This is a genomic window from Frigidibacter albus (assembly GCF_009908165.1).
GTDB classification, from domain to species: Bacteria; Pseudomonadota; Alphaproteobacteria; order Rhodobacterales; family Rhodobacteraceae; genus Frigidibacter; species Frigidibacter albus.
On sequence record NZ_JAAAUC010000003.1, the window covers coordinates 1 to 12,424 of the forward strand.

Here is a 12,424-nt window from a genome sequence, read left to right on the forward strand (position 1 = left end):
AGACCCCGTTCGACCAGATCGGCGGCGCCGATTACAGCTTCGACTGCACCGGGAATGTGAAGGTGATGCGCGACGCGCTGGAATGCACCCATCGCGGCTGGGGCGTGTCGGTGGTGATCGGCGTGGCGCCGGCGGGGGCCGAGATCCAGACCCGGCCGTTCCAGCTGGTGACCGGCCGGGTCTGGAAGGGCACCGCCTTCGGCGGCGCGCGCGGACGCACCGACGTGCCGCAGATCGTGGACTGGTACATGGACGGCAAGATCGAGATCGACCCGATGATCACCCATACGCTGAAGCTGGAAGACATCAACAAGGGCTTCGACCTGATGCATTCGGGGGAAAGCATCCGCAGCGTGGTGGTGTATTGAGCGGGATGGAAACCCTCTCTGAAACCGGCGCTTTCGGCGGCGTCCAGGGCGTCTATCGCCACGCCTCGGACGCCTGCGGCTGCGACATGACCTTTGCGGTCTACCTGCCGCCCGCCGCCAGGGCCGGCCCGGTGCCGGTGCTGTGGTATCTCTCGGGCCTGACCTGCACCCATGAGAATGCGATGACCAAGGCCGGCGCGCAGGGATGGGCGGCAGAGGCGGGCATCGCGCTGATCTTCCCCGACACCTCGCCGCGCGGCGAGGGCGTGGCAAATGACGAGGCCTATGATCTGGGGCAGGGCGCAGGCTTCTACGTCAACGCGACCGAGGCCCCCTGGGCCCCGCATTTCCGCATGTGGGACTATGTGGTCACCGAACTGCCCGAGCTTGTCTTCGACCGCTTCCCGCTCGACCGGGCGCGTCAGGGCATCACCGGGCATTCGATGGGCGGGCACGGCGCGCTGACCATCGCCATGACCCATCCCCAAACCTATCGTTCGGTTTCCGCCATCTCGCCCATTGCGCACCCTGCCGCCTCGGACTGGGGCCGCAAGCAGTTCACCGCCTATCTTGGGCCGGACGAGTCCACCTGGGCGCCCCATGACGCGACCCTGCTGATGCGGGATCGAGGCTACCCGGGGCCGGTGCTGATCGACCAGGGCGCGGCGGACCAGTTCCTGCACCTGCTGACCCCTCAGGCGCTGATCGAGGCCGCCGCCGACCGCGGCCAGCCCTGCGAATTCCGGATGCTGGCGGGCTATGACCACAGCTATTTCTATGTGTCGAGCGTGATGGAACACCATGTCCGCTGGCATTCGGCGCAGCTGGCGCTTGTCGCCGTGGCCTGACGCCGTCCCCGCAACGACAGTGCGGCCGCGCCCTGCGGCCCGCTTCGCCGTGCCCACCAATGGCCCCGCCGACCGGACTCATACTTTGGGTTGAAACTCTGCCAACTCCGTTGACTCGCCCAAGGCCGGATCGCCAATAATAAGAGCACAATAAGAAGCCCGCCCGCACCCTTGCCAGACCGGCAATCCAGCGGCCCGGCCAGCCCGACAGCCTGCAGCCACTGGCTGCGCGCCCGATTTCAGTCTTCAGGGAGGAAGCACATGAAAAGGTTTACCATCAGTGTTGTCGCCACATTGCTGCTTGGCACGGCCGCCCCGGTCTTTGCCAATGACAGCGTGCTTGCGGCGACCGGCGATTCAAAGCAATGGGCGGCGCAGCTTGGCGACTATGCCGGCACCCGCTATTCGGAACTCGACCAGATCACCAACGAGAATGTCGGCGACCTGCAGGTTGCCTGGACCTTCTCGACCGGCGTTCTGCGCGGCCATGAAGGTGCGCCGCTGGTGATCGGCGATGTCATGTATGTGCACACGCCGTTCCCGAACAACGTCTACGCGCTGGACCTGAACAACGACGGCAAGATCCTGTGGCGCTATACCCCGCAGCAAGATGCCGACGTGATCGGCGTGATGTGCTGCGATACCGTCTATCGCGGGCTGGCCTATTCCGACGACACCATCTTCCTGCATCAGGCCGATACCACGCTGGTGGCGCTCGATGCCACGACCGGCGATGTGAAGTGGAGCGTCGTGAACGGCGATCCGGCCAAGGGTGAGACCAACACCGCCACCGTGCTTCCGGTCAACGACAAAGTCCTGGTCGGCATCTCGGGCGGCGAATACGGCGTGCGCGGCCACCTGACCGCCTACAACATCGCCGACGGCTCGATGGCCTGGCGCGCCTATTCCACCGGCCCGGACGAAGACATGCTGGTCGATCCCGAGAACACCATGGTGCTGGGCAAGCCCGTCGGCGCGAACTCCTCGCTCGACAGCTGGGAGGGCGACCAGTGGCAGATCGGCGGCGGCACCACCTGGGGCTGGACCACCTATGACCCGGACCTGAACCTGATCTATTACGGCACCGGCAACCCCTCGACCTGGAACCCCGCGCAGCGCCCGGGCGACAACAAGTGGTCGATGACGATCATGGCGCGGGATGCCGATACCGGCGTCGCCAAGTGGATGTACCAGAAGACCCCGCATGACGAGTGGGACTTCGACGGCGTGAACGAGAACATCCTCGTCGATCAGGAAATCGACGGCACCATGCGCAAGCTGCTGGTAAACTTCGACCGGAACGGCTTTGCCTATACCCTCGACCGCGAAACCGGCGAACTGCTGGTGGCCGAGAAGTATGACCCCGCCGTGAACTGGGCCACCCATGTCGAGATGGACCCGGCGTCGGACCAGTATGGCCGCCCGCAGGTCGTGGCCGAATACTCGACCGCGCAGAACGGCGAGGACGTGAACACCACCGGCATCTGCCCTGCGGCCCTTGGCACCAAGGACCAGCAGCCCTCGACCTACTCGCCGAAAACCGGCCTGTTCTACGTGCCGACCAACCATGTCTGCATGGATTACGAGCCCTTCCGCGTCAGCTATTCGGCCGGCCAGCCCTATGTCGGCGCGACGCTGTCGATGTTCCCGGCGCCGGGCAGCCATGGCGGCATGGGCAACTTCATCGCCTGGGACGCCGTCGCGGGCGAGATCAAGTGGTCGCTGCCGGAACAGTTCTCGGTCTGGTCGGGCGCGATGGCGACCGCGGGGGACGTGGTGTTCTACGGCACGCTCGAAGGCTACCTGAAGGCGGTTGATGCCGAGACCGGCGAGGAGCTTTACAAGTTCAAGACGCCGTCGGGGATCATCGGCTACGTGATGACCTACGAACATGGCGGCAAGCAGTATATCGGCGTGCTGTCGGGCGTCGGCGGTTGGGCGGGCATCGGCCTTGCGGCGGGCCTGACCAACGCCAATGACGGGCTTGGCGCGGTCGGTGGCTATGCGGCGCTGTCGGATTACACCGCGCTTGGCGGCCAGCTGACGGTGTTCGCAATCCCGGACTGACGGCCCGGACGGACGGCCCAGACTGACCGATCGCCACTGCACCACGATGTGAACGCCGCCCCGAGATCCGGGGCGGCGTTTTTCGCTGGTGGGACAGCCCGTTGCGCCGCGACGCTCATCCAATCTCTCAACAGGCCAGACTAAAGTGCTAGTCCGCCGCCGGTGACAGCCGATCCCGCGCCGACTAACCTTGAGGGGAACTCTTTGGGAGGAGAGCCCTGCATGAAACTCACTGTGCCGATTCTGGCGCTGGCGCTGCTGCCCTTTGCGGCGCTGGCCGAAGCGCCTGTCGTTGATGTTGCCGTTGCGTCCGAAGACGGGGTGCGCGCCTTCAACGCCGAGGAAATCCCGACCTACAACATCGCCGAGGACGGCACGCTGGACTGGCCGACCTTCTCGGGCTACCGGCGCTATCACGCGGAATGCCATGTCTGCCACGGGCCGGATGGCGAGGGGTCGAGCTATGCCCCGGCTCTGAAGGAGTCGGCGCTGCGCATGGATTATTACGACTTCATCGGCGTCGTGGCTGCCGGGCGCCAGAAGGTCGGCGCCTCGGACAATTCGGTGATGCCCGCCTTTGGCGTGAACCCGAATGTCATGTGCTATATCGACGATATCTACATCTACCTGCGCGCCCGCGGCACCGATGCGGTGGACCGTGGCCGCCCGGCCAAGCGCGCCGACAAGTCCGAGGCCTTTGCCGCGGCCGAAGCCGCCTGCATGGACGGATGATGGGCCGGGTGCGGGCCACCTTGGGGACCACCGCGCTGGCCTTTGCGCTGGCGGTTGCGGCTGCGCCGGGCTCGGCGCAGGTTGCGGATCTGGTGGACCGCACCGCCTTTCGCGTCTGCGCCGATCCGGGCAACGCGCCGCTATCGCATCAGGATGGCTCGGGCTTCGAGAACAGGCTGGCGGCGATGTTCGGGGAAAAGCTGGGGGTGCCGGTCAGCTATGTCTGGTTCCCGCAGGTCACCGGCTTTGTCCGCAAGACCCTGCAGGCCGGGCGCTGCGATGTGGTGATCGGCTTCGCGCAGGGCGACGAGCTGGTGCTGAACACCAACCATTATTACGTTTCGACCCATGTGCTGATCGCGCGGGCGGACAGTGACCTTGCCGATGTCGACACGCTGACCGATGCGCGGCTGCTGGACAAGCGCATCGGCGTGGTGGCCGGCACGCCGCCGGCGACGCATCTGGCGCGCAACGGGCTGATCGGAAAGGCCAAGGGCTATGACCTGGTGGTGGACCGGCGGGTGGAGAACCCGGCGGGCGACATGCTGGCGGACCTGGAGGCGGGCGAGATCGACCTCGCGATCCTCTGGGGGCCGATCGGTGGGCCGCTGGTCAAGGGCAATGATGCGCTGGTGGTGACGCCGCTGCTGAAGGAAGAAGCCACGCCGCGGCTGTTCTACCGCATCACGATGGGCGTGCGCGCGGGCGAGGATGAGTGGAAGCGCGAGTTGAATTCGCTGATCCGCCGCAACCAGGCCGAGATCGACGCGATCCTGATCGAGGCGGGGGTGCCGCTGGTCGATGATTACGGGACCAAGCTGAAGCCCGCAGGTTAGGGCGGGGTCAGCTCACGGCGCGGTGCCGATGAAGGCGCCAAAGCCGCGGGGCCTTCGGGCAGCGCAACCTCGCCTTGCAGGGCGAGGCTTTGCGCATCGAGGATGCTGAGCGTGTCGGAGAACCAGTTCGCCACGAGAATGCGGCCCCCGTCAGCGGTGGTGGCGATGCCTTCGGGGTATTCGCCGACCGTGACCGTCGCCAGCACTTCGAGGCTGCCTGCATCGAACACGCTGACACTTTCGCCATACTGGTTGGTGACGAAGCCCTTGCCGGCCGCGAAGGCGATGGCATAGGGCCGCTCGCCCACCGGGATCGTGGCGATCAGGCTGCGGCTGTCCAGATCGACGACCGACACGGTATTGCCCATCACATCGGCGGTGAAGGCGCGCCCTGCATGGAGGGTGACGCCAAATGGATGCGCACCCACGGCCACCTGCGCCAGCGTGGCGCCGGTGGCCGTGTCGATCAGGCCGAGGCTGTCCGCGTCCCGCTCTGCCGTGACCAGCAGCGCGCCATCGTCGCTGACCGCGATGCCCGAAGGCGCGGGGCCGGTAGCGAAGCGGCGCAGGACTTCGCCCGCGGCGGGGTCGATCTCCAGCAGTTGCGCGGCCTGCCAGTCCGAGACATAGACCAGTCCCGAGACCGGGTTCACCGCCACCCCGAAGGGCGCGCCGGGCAGGTCCATCACCCGCAGGGTCTGCGCGCTGAGCAGGTCCAGCACATGCAGCCGCCCGGGTTCCACCGCGACGACATAGGCGCGCACCCGGGGCCCGTCCACCGCGACCGCCGCGGGCTTGCCGGGCAGGGGCACCGTGGCGCGAATGCTGCCGGTGCCCGCGTCAAGGAAGCTGACCGCCCCGGCGTTTTGCGACGGGATCACCGCCACCTCTTGCGCCGCTGCGGCGGTTACAGACAAAGCCAGCAGCAGCGCGCAAAGGGGTCTCACTCCGCCGCGCCGAACTGCTCCACCAAGGCGACGAAGCCCGCCTGATAGACCGCATCCACCGCCGCAATCGCCGCCTCGTCATTCAACTCGGGCGGCGGATCGTTGTTGGGGAAGCCGCGATAGAAGGCGCCGCGCCATTCGACCAGCGCCTTGCCGCCAGCATCCTTCACCGTCAGATGCGAGGAATAGTTGGTGACCGGCAGCGCCGCCACATTGTCCACCGTCATCCGGTAGGAATAGCTGCGCTTGGCGGCGTCGAACTTGGTCAGCTCCTCGCTGAGCGTCTCGCCGCCCTGCAGGGTCAGCACCCGGACGGCGCCGATCTCGGCGCCTTCGGGGGCCTCGGTCGCGGTGACGGCGGGGTGCCAGCTCATGTCGGCAAAGTCGCCGATCACCGCCCAGACCTCTTCGGGGCTGGCGTTGAGGGTGATTTCCTGCGTGGTCTTCTGCCGCGAGGGGCCATGAGCCTCGGCCGGCGGCGCGGCCAGCGCGAGGCTGGCGAAAAGGGCTGCTCCGGCAACCAGGGCCCGGACGGTGTTGCGCATTCTGTCTCCTCCGATTCAAGGGCGCCTTGCGGCTGCCCCGACGGGCCAACGATACGGCGCGGCGCCCCCCCGGCAATCAAACCAAAGTATGAGTGCCTTTGATATCAGGGACTTATTTTCTTCTTATCAGAAGAAAGCGTTTTGCCGGGCGGCGCCGTCATGCCCCAATGCCGGCAGGGAGGACGTGATGGGAAAGACTGGCTTGAGACTGGCCGGCGCGCTGCTGGCTTGCGCCGCGCTGAGTGCCCCGGCACAGGCGCAGACCGAATACCGCGCCGCGGTTTTGCGGGTGGATACGCCCGGCCCGCTGCCGATCTCGCGGCTGGATCTGCCGCCGGAGGACCTGGGCTTTGCAGGCGGGGCGCTTGGCACCGCCGACAACGCCACCACCGGCAGCTTCATGAAGCAGACCTTCGTGACCGAGGACGTTCTGGCGACACCCGAAACCGCCGAAGCCGAGATGCAGCGGCTGCTGGACGGCGGCACGCGGTTCATCGTGGTGCTGGCGGATGAGGCGATGACGGTGCGGCTGGCCGATCTGGCCGGGGACCGCGCGCTGCTGTTCAACGCGGGCGCCAGCGGCGACGTGCTGCGCAATGCCGACTGCCGGGCCAACCTGCTGCACACCGCGCCCTCGGACGCGATGCTGGCCGATGCGCTGGCCCAGTTCCTGATCTGGAAGCGGTGGGACGAATGGTTCCTGATCGAGGGCATCCACCCCGAGGATACCGCGCTGGCGGGCGCCTACCGGCGCGCCGCGACGAAGTTCGGCGCCAAGATCGTGGAAGAGCGGGTGTTCGAGGATACCGGCGGCGCCCGGCGCACCGACAGTGGCCATGTGCAGGTGCAGGCGCAGATGCCGGTCTTCACGCAGCGCGCGGCCGAGCATGACGTGGTGGTCGCCGCCGACCATGCCGGCGTGTTCGCCGCCTGGCTGCCGTTCCACACCTGGGAGCCGCGGCCGGTGGCGGGATCAGGCGGGCTGATGCCGGTCAGCTGGCATCCGGCGCATGAGGCCTGGGGCGCGATGCAATGGCAGACGCGGTTCGAGAAGCAGAACAACCGCCCCGCCCGGCCCGAGGACTTTCAGGTCTGGATGGCGCTGCGCAGCCTCGGCGAGGCGGCAACGCGCACCACATCGGACGATTTCGACACGCTGGTGGGGTTCATCACCGGCGACAGCTTCGATCTGGCGGCCTTCAAAGGCCAGAAGCTGACCTATCGCGACTGGGACGGCCAGCTGCGCCAGCCGGTGCTGCTGAGCATGGGGCCGGTGACCGTCTCCGTCTCACCGCAGGACGGGTTCCTGCATCAGGTGTCGCAGCTTGACACTCTGGGCACCGACCGGGCCGAAACCGGTTGCACACGCATGACAGCAAGGGAGGACTAGGTGACAAGATTTACCGCAGCTTTGGCCTGCGCGGCGCTGACCGCATCCCCGGCGCTTGCCGACAAGATCTTTGTCAGCAACGAAAAGGGCAACACCATCACCGTGCTGGATGGCACCAGCTTCGAGGTGATCCACACCTTCAACGGCGGCCAGCGGCCGCGGGGCATCACCGCCTCGCCCGATGGCAAGATCCTGTATGTCTGCGCGTCGGATGACGATCTGGTGCGGGTGTTCGATACCGAAACCTATGAGGAGCTGCCCTCGCTGCCCTCTGGTCCCGACCCGGAACTGTTCGTGCTGCACCCGTCGGGCAACCCGCTTTATATCGCCAACGAGGATGACAACATCGTCACCGTGGTCGATGTGGAAACCCGGCAGGTGCTGGCCGAGGTGCCGGTGGGGGTGGAGCCCGAGGGGATGGGCGTTCATCCCGATGGGTCCATCGTGGTCAACACGTCAGAGACCACCAACATGGCGCATATGATCGACACCACCACCTATGAGATCGTGGCGAATGTGCTGGTCGACAGCCGCCCGCGCTTTGCCCAATACGACAGCGATGGCAGCCACCTGTTCGTGACCGCCGAGATCGGCGGCACGGTGTCGGTGATCGACGCCGCCAGCTACGAGGTGACCCACAAGATCACCTTCGAGGTGCCGGGCGTAGTGCCCGAGGCGCTGCAGCCGGTGGGCCTGCGCATCACGGCGGACGACTCGAAAATCTTCGTCGCCCTCGGGCCGGCGAACCGGGTGGCCGTGGTCAATGGCGAGACCTACGAGGTCGAGGACTACCTGCTGGTCGGCCAGCGGGTCTGGCAACTCGCCTTCTCGCCCGATGGCAAATACCTCTACACCACCAACGGCAATTCCAACGACATCTCGATCATCGACGTGGCCAGCAACGAGGTTCTGAAATCGGTGCAGGTCGGCCAGCAGCCCTGGGGTGTGGTGGCGACGAAATCAAACTGAGGTCAATCTGGGAGGAGACCTGATGAAACGCATACTTGCCGCCGCTATCCTGGCCGTGGGGGCCGCCATGCCGGCGCTGGCCCATGACTATGGCTTTGCGGGCCTCTTGTCGAAGGACAACCGCGAGACGCTGGAGCCGCTGACGCTGGGGTCCGGCAAGCCGGTCGCGGCCGCGCCCTATGAGCTGAAATCGGGCACCTACTACAAGATGAAGATCGTGGCCGATGGCTCGGCCGAACTGGCGCTGTCGGGGGGGGATTTCTTCCGGGCGATCTGGATCAACGAGATCGTCATCAACCAGATCGAGGTGCGTCCGCTGGGCGTGCACTCGCTGGAATTCGATGCCGCGGGCGAGGCGGAGCTGTCCTTCATCGCCATCATCCCCGGCAGCTTTGAGCTGAAAATCCCCGGCTCGTCCGGGGATACCCAGAAAGCCGTCTTCAACATCCGCTGAGAGGAGCGACCCTGATGAAACACCTTCTTGCTGCGGCAGCCCTGGTGCTGCTTGCCGCCCCGGCCTTTGCCGAGGCCACCCCCGAACAGATCGCCGCCATCGATGCCAAGCTGGCCGAGATGCAATGCGAGGTCGATCCCGACAACATCGAAATGGAGGATGGCGGCTTCGAGCTCGATGACGCGATCTGCATCGATGGCCAGTATGATATCGTGATGGATGCCGATCTGAACGTCACGGAGCAGCGCAAGGAATGACCGGAAGCCCGGGCGCGCCCCTCACTTCGGGCGCGCCAGACCTTGCGCCGGCGCTGGTGGTGGCGGATGTCAGCCACAGCTTTGGCGAGGTGCAGGCGCTGAAGGGCGTGTCCTTCACGGTTGCCCGCGGCGCCTTCACCGCCTTGCTGGGGGTGAACGGCGCTGGCAAGACTACGCTTTTCTCGCTGATCACCCGGCTCTATGACAGCACCAGCGGCACAATCGCGGTGGCGGGGTTCGATGCCCGCCGCGCGCCGGGCGAGGCGCTGGCGCGGCTGGGGGTGGTGTTCCAGACCCGCGCGCTGGATACCGACCTGACCCTGCGCCAGAACCTGCGCTATCACGCCGCGCTGCACGGCATTGCCCGCAGGCCCGCCGAGGCGCGGATCGCCGAGGTGTTGGCGCTGGTCGATCTGGCGGACCGCATCGACCAGCGCACCGCCGCGCTGTCGGGCGGGCAGCAGCGGCGGGCCGAGATTGCCCGCGCGCTGCTGCACCGGCCCGAACTGCTGTTGCTGGACGAGGCGACGGCGGGGCTTGACGTCAGGGCGCGGGCAGAGGTGCTGGCGCTGGTGCGGCGGCTGATCCGGCACGAGAATGTCTCGGCCCTGTTCGCCACGCATGTGATGGATGAGATCGAGCCCGCCGACAATGTGGTGCTGCTGCACCGGGGCGAGGTGCTGGCGCGCGGCCGCGCGGACAGCATCGCGGCGGCGGGGGGCGATCTGACCTCGGCCTTCCTGTCGTTGACGGGGCAGGCGGCATGAGAACAGGTTGGACCATCGCCTTCTCCGGCATCGCGCGCCGCGAGGTGCTGCGCTTTGCCCGCCAGCGCGAACGGTTTCTGGCGGCGCTGGTGCGCCCGCTGGTCTGGCTGTTCATATTTGCCGCGGGGTTCCGCTCGGTCCTCGGCCTGTCGATCACCGCGCCCTATGAGACCTACGTGCTCTACGAGGTCTATGTGGTGCCCGGCCTCTGCGCGATGATCCAGCTGTTCAACGGGATGCAGTCCTCGCTGTCGATGGTCTATGACCGCGAGACCGGGGCGATGCGCACGCTGCTGGTCAGCCCCTATCCGCGCTGGTTCCTGCTGGGGGCCAAGCTGGTGGCGGGGGTGCTGGTGTCGATCCTGCAGGTCTATGCCTTTCTGGGCATCGCCTGGCTGTGGGGGGTGAAGCCGCCGGCGATCGGCTGGGCGGCGGTGCTGCCGGCGCTGCTGCTGGCGGGGGTGATGCTGGGCTCCCTGGGGCTGCTGATTTCGTCGACCATCCGCCAGCTGGAGAATTTCGCGGGGGTGATGAACTTCGTGATCTTCCCGATGTTCTTCGCCTCCAGCGCGCTTTACCCGCTGTGGCGGATGAAGGAATCGAGCGTGCTGCTGCATGACATCAGTGCGCTGAACCCCTTCACCTCTGCGGTGGAGCTGATCCGGTTCGCGCTCTACGGGCAGGTCAATGTCACCGCCTTGGCGGTCGTGGCTGGCTGCACGGTGGTGTTCTTCGGCGGCACCGTTTTCATGTATGATCCGGCCAAGGGCCTGTGGCGCAAGCGCACAGGGTAGGGAGGTATGTCGATGAAACGTGCGATCTTGATGGCGGCGGCGCTGATGCTGGGCGGGGCGGCGCAGGCCGCGGGGCCGGTCGATCCCGACTGGCCCTGCATCCAGCGGCGGGTGCCGCATCTGTCATTGGGGCAGGTCTGGGCCGGGCCGTTGCCGGACCCGGCCATCGAGGAGCTGGCGGACACGGCGCCGGTGCAAGGGGTTGCCCGCGCGCTGGCGCTGCGCCGCACGCCGATGCCGGAGGCCGAGGCGCTGATCGCGGGCTATGCCGAAACCGCCGATGCCGCCGCGCTGACTGCCCTCTTCGTGGCGACGCTGGAGCATATCGACGCCAGCCGCGACCGGGTGCTGGTGGGCATCACCCGCTATGCCCACAAGCAGGCCGATCTGGACCAGCACATCGAGGAGGCGCGCCGGGAGTTTGCGGCGCTGACCGAGGCCGAATCGCAGGATTTCGACCGGCTGGATGCGCTGGAGGCCGATATCGACTGGTCCACCCGCATCTTCCTCGACCGGCAGCAATCGCTGATCTATGTGTGCGAAACCCCGGTGATTCTGGAGCAGCGGGCCTTTGCACTGGGGCGCGCGGTGATGGCCCATCTGCCGTAGCGCCCGGCATGGCGAAGCCCTGCTGAAAATGCGGGCAAAATGAAAAAAACCGTTCTCGTCCGCGACATGTCGTCCTACACTGAACCGTCGGCGGGGGTGTGGAGGCTCGCGCCGGCATGGGGAGGACTATCATGGAGCTACGCCCGATCCGGGATGTCGCCAGCGACGTCTCGCGTGGAGCCAACGGTCATGCGGTGCAGGATGTCCTGATCGTCGATGACCACCCGCTGATCTGCCATGCGCTGTCGGTGACGCTTGGCCATGCCTTCGGGCTGCGCAAGGTGCGCACCGCCACCAGCATCGCCACCGCAATGGCCAATATCGCTGCCGAGGGGGCGCCCGATGCGGTGGTGCTGGACCTCAACCTGCCGGATGTGGCGGGGGTGGAAGGCGTGATCGTGCTGCGCCAGCATATCGGCGACGCACCGCTGACCGTGATCTCGGCCGAGCTGGACCCGGGCCGGGTGACGGCGGTGCTGGCCGCCGGGGCGCGCGGCTATGTGACGAAGAGCCTTGCCCGCAGCAAGATGGTCGAGGCGTTCGAACGGATGTGGGCCGGCGAGGTGGTGACGCCCGAGGGCTATGAGCAGGCCGGGCGCAGCGATGCGGACGAGCTGGCGGCACTGGCGCGGGATTTCGCCACGCTGACGCCGCAGCAGATGAACATCCTGCGGCTGATCTGCCAGGGTCGGCCCAACAAGCTGATCTCGTACGAGCTGTCGATCGCCGAGGCAACGGTCAAGACCCACATCGCCGCGATCATGACCAAGATCAATGTGCGCAACCGCACCCAGGCCGCGCTGCTGGCCAGCAGGGCGCGGATCTTCATGCGCTGACCGCA

At 66.7% G+C, this 12,424-nt stretch carries 15 protein-coding genes; 13 read left to right on the plus strand and 2 right to left on the minus strand.

Features of this window, described 5'->3' with window-relative positions; genetic code table 11:
• From GVY41_RS04945 to GVY41_RS04965, 5 genes are all read left to right on the plus strand, one after another.
• On the plus strand, positions 1 to 368 hold a 368-nt coding region (locus GVY41_RS04945), incomplete at its 5' end, for a zinc-binding dehydrogenase (protein WP_161656862.1).
• Between the two features lie 5 nt (positions 369 to 373).
• Complete coding sequence (gene fghA / locus GVY41_RS04950) at positions 374 to 1,216, plus strand: S-formylglutathione hydrolase (RefSeq protein ID WP_161344801.1); 843 nt, start codon at positions 374 to 376, stop codon at positions 1,214 to 1,216.
• A 261-nt stretch (positions 1,217 to 1,477) separates the two neighbouring features.
• Positions 1,478 to 3,283, plus strand: coding sequence for a methanol/ethanol family PQQ-dependent dehydrogenase (locus tag GVY41_RS04955; protein WP_161344799.1), 1,806 nt, complete (start codon positions 1,478 to 1,480; stop codon positions 3,281 to 3,283).
• Between the two features lie 222 nt (positions 3,284 to 3,505).
• Positions 3,506 to 4,015 carry a c-type cytochrome, methanol metabolism-related gene (locus GVY41_RS04960; RefSeq protein ID WP_161344797.1) on the plus strand — a complete coding sequence of 170 codons (510 nt, stop codon included), beginning with the start codon at positions 3,506 to 3,508 and terminating at the stop codon, positions 4,013 to 4,015.
• Entirely contained in the window at positions 4,012 to 4,851 is an 840-nt protein-coding gene (locus GVY41_RS04965) for a substrate-binding domain-containing protein (RefSeq protein ID WP_240466822.1), read from the plus strand. The genes GVY41_RS04960 and GVY41_RS04965 overlap by 4 nt, the downstream gene beginning before the upstream one ends.
• Here GVY41_RS04965 and GVY41_RS04970 read toward each other — a convergent pair.
• A complete protein-coding gene (locus tag GVY41_RS04970) occupies positions 4,848 to 5,798 on the minus strand; it encodes a YncE family protein (RefSeq protein ID WP_161344793.1) in 951 nt (316 codons plus the stop codon). The genes GVY41_RS04965 and GVY41_RS04970 overlap by 4 nt on opposite strands.
• Positions 5,795 to 6,343 (minus strand): SRPBCC family protein, encoded by a 549-nt coding sequence (locus GVY41_RS04975; protein WP_161344791.1) that lies wholly within the window; start codon positions 6,341 to 6,343, stop codon positions 5,795 to 5,797. Before GVY41_RS04975 ends, GVY41_RS04970 begins: the two co-directional genes overlap by 4 nt.
• 187 nt (positions 6,344 to 6,530) lie before the next feature.
• Between GVY41_RS04975 and GVY41_RS04980 the strand changes: the two genes are divergently transcribed.
• The 8 genes from GVY41_RS04980 (at position 6,531) to GVY41_RS05015 (ending at position 12,419) form a co-directional block, all read left to right on the plus strand.
• Positions 6,531 to 7,733, plus strand: a complete 1,203-nt coding sequence (locus GVY41_RS04980) for an ABC transporter substrate-binding protein (protein WP_161344789.1) — start codon at positions 6,531 to 6,533, stop codon at positions 7,731 to 7,733.
• A complete protein-coding gene (locus tag GVY41_RS04985; RefSeq protein WP_161344787.1) occupies positions 7,734 to 8,702 on the plus strand; it encodes a YVTN family beta-propeller repeat protein in 969 nt (322 codons plus the stop codon).
• Between the two features lie 19 nt (positions 8,703 to 8,721).
• Entirely contained in the window at positions 8,722 to 9,156 is a 435-nt protein-coding gene (locus GVY41_RS04990; protein WP_161344856.1) for a cupredoxin domain-containing protein, read from the plus strand.
• A gap of 14 nt (positions 9,157 to 9,170) precedes the next feature.
• Positions 9,171 to 9,413 carry a PepSY domain-containing protein gene (locus GVY41_RS04995; RefSeq protein ID WP_161344785.1) on the plus strand — a complete coding sequence of 81 codons (243 nt, stop codon included), beginning with the start codon at positions 9,171 to 9,173 and terminating at the stop codon, positions 9,411 to 9,413.
• The gene (locus GVY41_RS05000; RefSeq protein ID WP_161344783.1) at positions 9,410 to 10,180 is read left to right on the plus strand and encodes an ATP-binding cassette domain-containing protein; all 771 of its coding nucleotides are present in this window, start codon (positions 9,410 to 9,412) and stop codon (positions 10,178 to 10,180) included. Before GVY41_RS04995 ends, GVY41_RS05000 begins: the two co-directional genes overlap by 4 nt.
• Entirely contained in the window at positions 10,177 to 10,974 is a 798-nt protein-coding gene (locus tag GVY41_RS05005; RefSeq protein ID WP_161344781.1) for an ABC transporter permease, read from the plus strand. Before GVY41_RS05000 ends, GVY41_RS05005 begins: the two co-directional genes overlap by 4 nt.
• 12 nt (positions 10,975 to 10,986) lie before the next feature.
• Positions 10,987 to 11,583: a hypothetical protein gene (locus GVY41_RS05010; protein WP_161344779.1), complete on the plus strand. Its 597-nt coding sequence runs from the start codon at positions 10,987 to 10,989 to the stop codon at positions 11,581 to 11,583.
• 131 nt (positions 11,584 to 11,714) lie between these two features.
• On the plus strand, positions 11,715 to 12,419 hold the full coding sequence (locus tag GVY41_RS05015; RefSeq protein ID WP_161344776.1) for a LuxR C-terminal-related transcriptional regulator: 705 nt from the start codon (positions 11,715 to 11,717) through the stop codon (positions 12,417 to 12,419).
• The last annotated feature ends 5 nt before the right edge of the window (positions 12,420 to 12,424 follow it).

What these genes read in the sequence shown, in the direction of transcription:
- GVY41_RS05010 (WP_161344779.1), top strand. Translation starts at nt 10,987, where the DNA reads ATGAAACGTGCGATCTTGATGGCGGCGGCGCTGATGCTGGGCGGGGCG.
- GVY41_RS05000 (WP_161344783.1), top strand. Translation starts at nt 9,410, where the DNA reads ATGACCGGAAGCCCGGGCGCGCCCCTCACTTCGGGCGCGCCAGACCTT.
- GVY41_RS05005 (WP_161344781.1), top strand. Translation starts at nt 10,177, where the DNA reads ATGAGAACAGGTTGGACCATCGCCTTCTCCGGCATCGCGCGCCGCGAG.
- GVY41_RS04975 (WP_161344791.1), bottom strand. Translation starts at nt 6,343, where the DNA reads ATGCGCAACACCGTCCGGGCCCTGGTTGCCGGAGCAGCCCTTTTCGCC.
- GVY41_RS05015 (WP_161344776.1), top strand. Translation starts at nt 11,715, where the DNA reads ATGGAGCTACGCCCGATCCGGGATGTCGCCAGCGACGTCTCGCGTGGA.
- GVY41_RS04965 (WP_240466822.1), top strand. Translation starts at nt 4,012, where the DNA reads ATGATGGGCCGGGTGCGGGCCACCTTGGGGACCACCGCGCTGGCCTTT.
- GVY41_RS04955 (WP_161344799.1), top strand. Translation starts at nt 1,478, where the DNA reads ATGAAAAGGTTTACCATCAGTGTTGTCGCCACATTGCTGCTTGGCACG.
- GVY41_RS04960 (WP_161344797.1), top strand. Translation starts at nt 3,506, where the DNA reads ATGAAACTCACTGTGCCGATTCTGGCGCTGGCGCTGCTGCCCTTTGCG.
- GVY41_RS04980 (WP_161344789.1), top strand. Translation starts at nt 6,531, where the DNA reads ATGGGAAAGACTGGCTTGAGACTGGCCGGCGCGCTGCTGGCTTGCGCC.
- fghA (WP_161344801.1), top strand. Translation starts at nt 374, where the DNA reads ATGGAAACCCTCTCTGAAACCGGCGCTTTCGGCGGCGTCCAGGGCGTC.
- GVY41_RS04995 (WP_161344785.1), top strand. Translation starts at nt 9,171, where the DNA reads ATGAAACACCTTCTTGCTGCGGCAGCCCTGGTGCTGCTTGCCGCCCCG.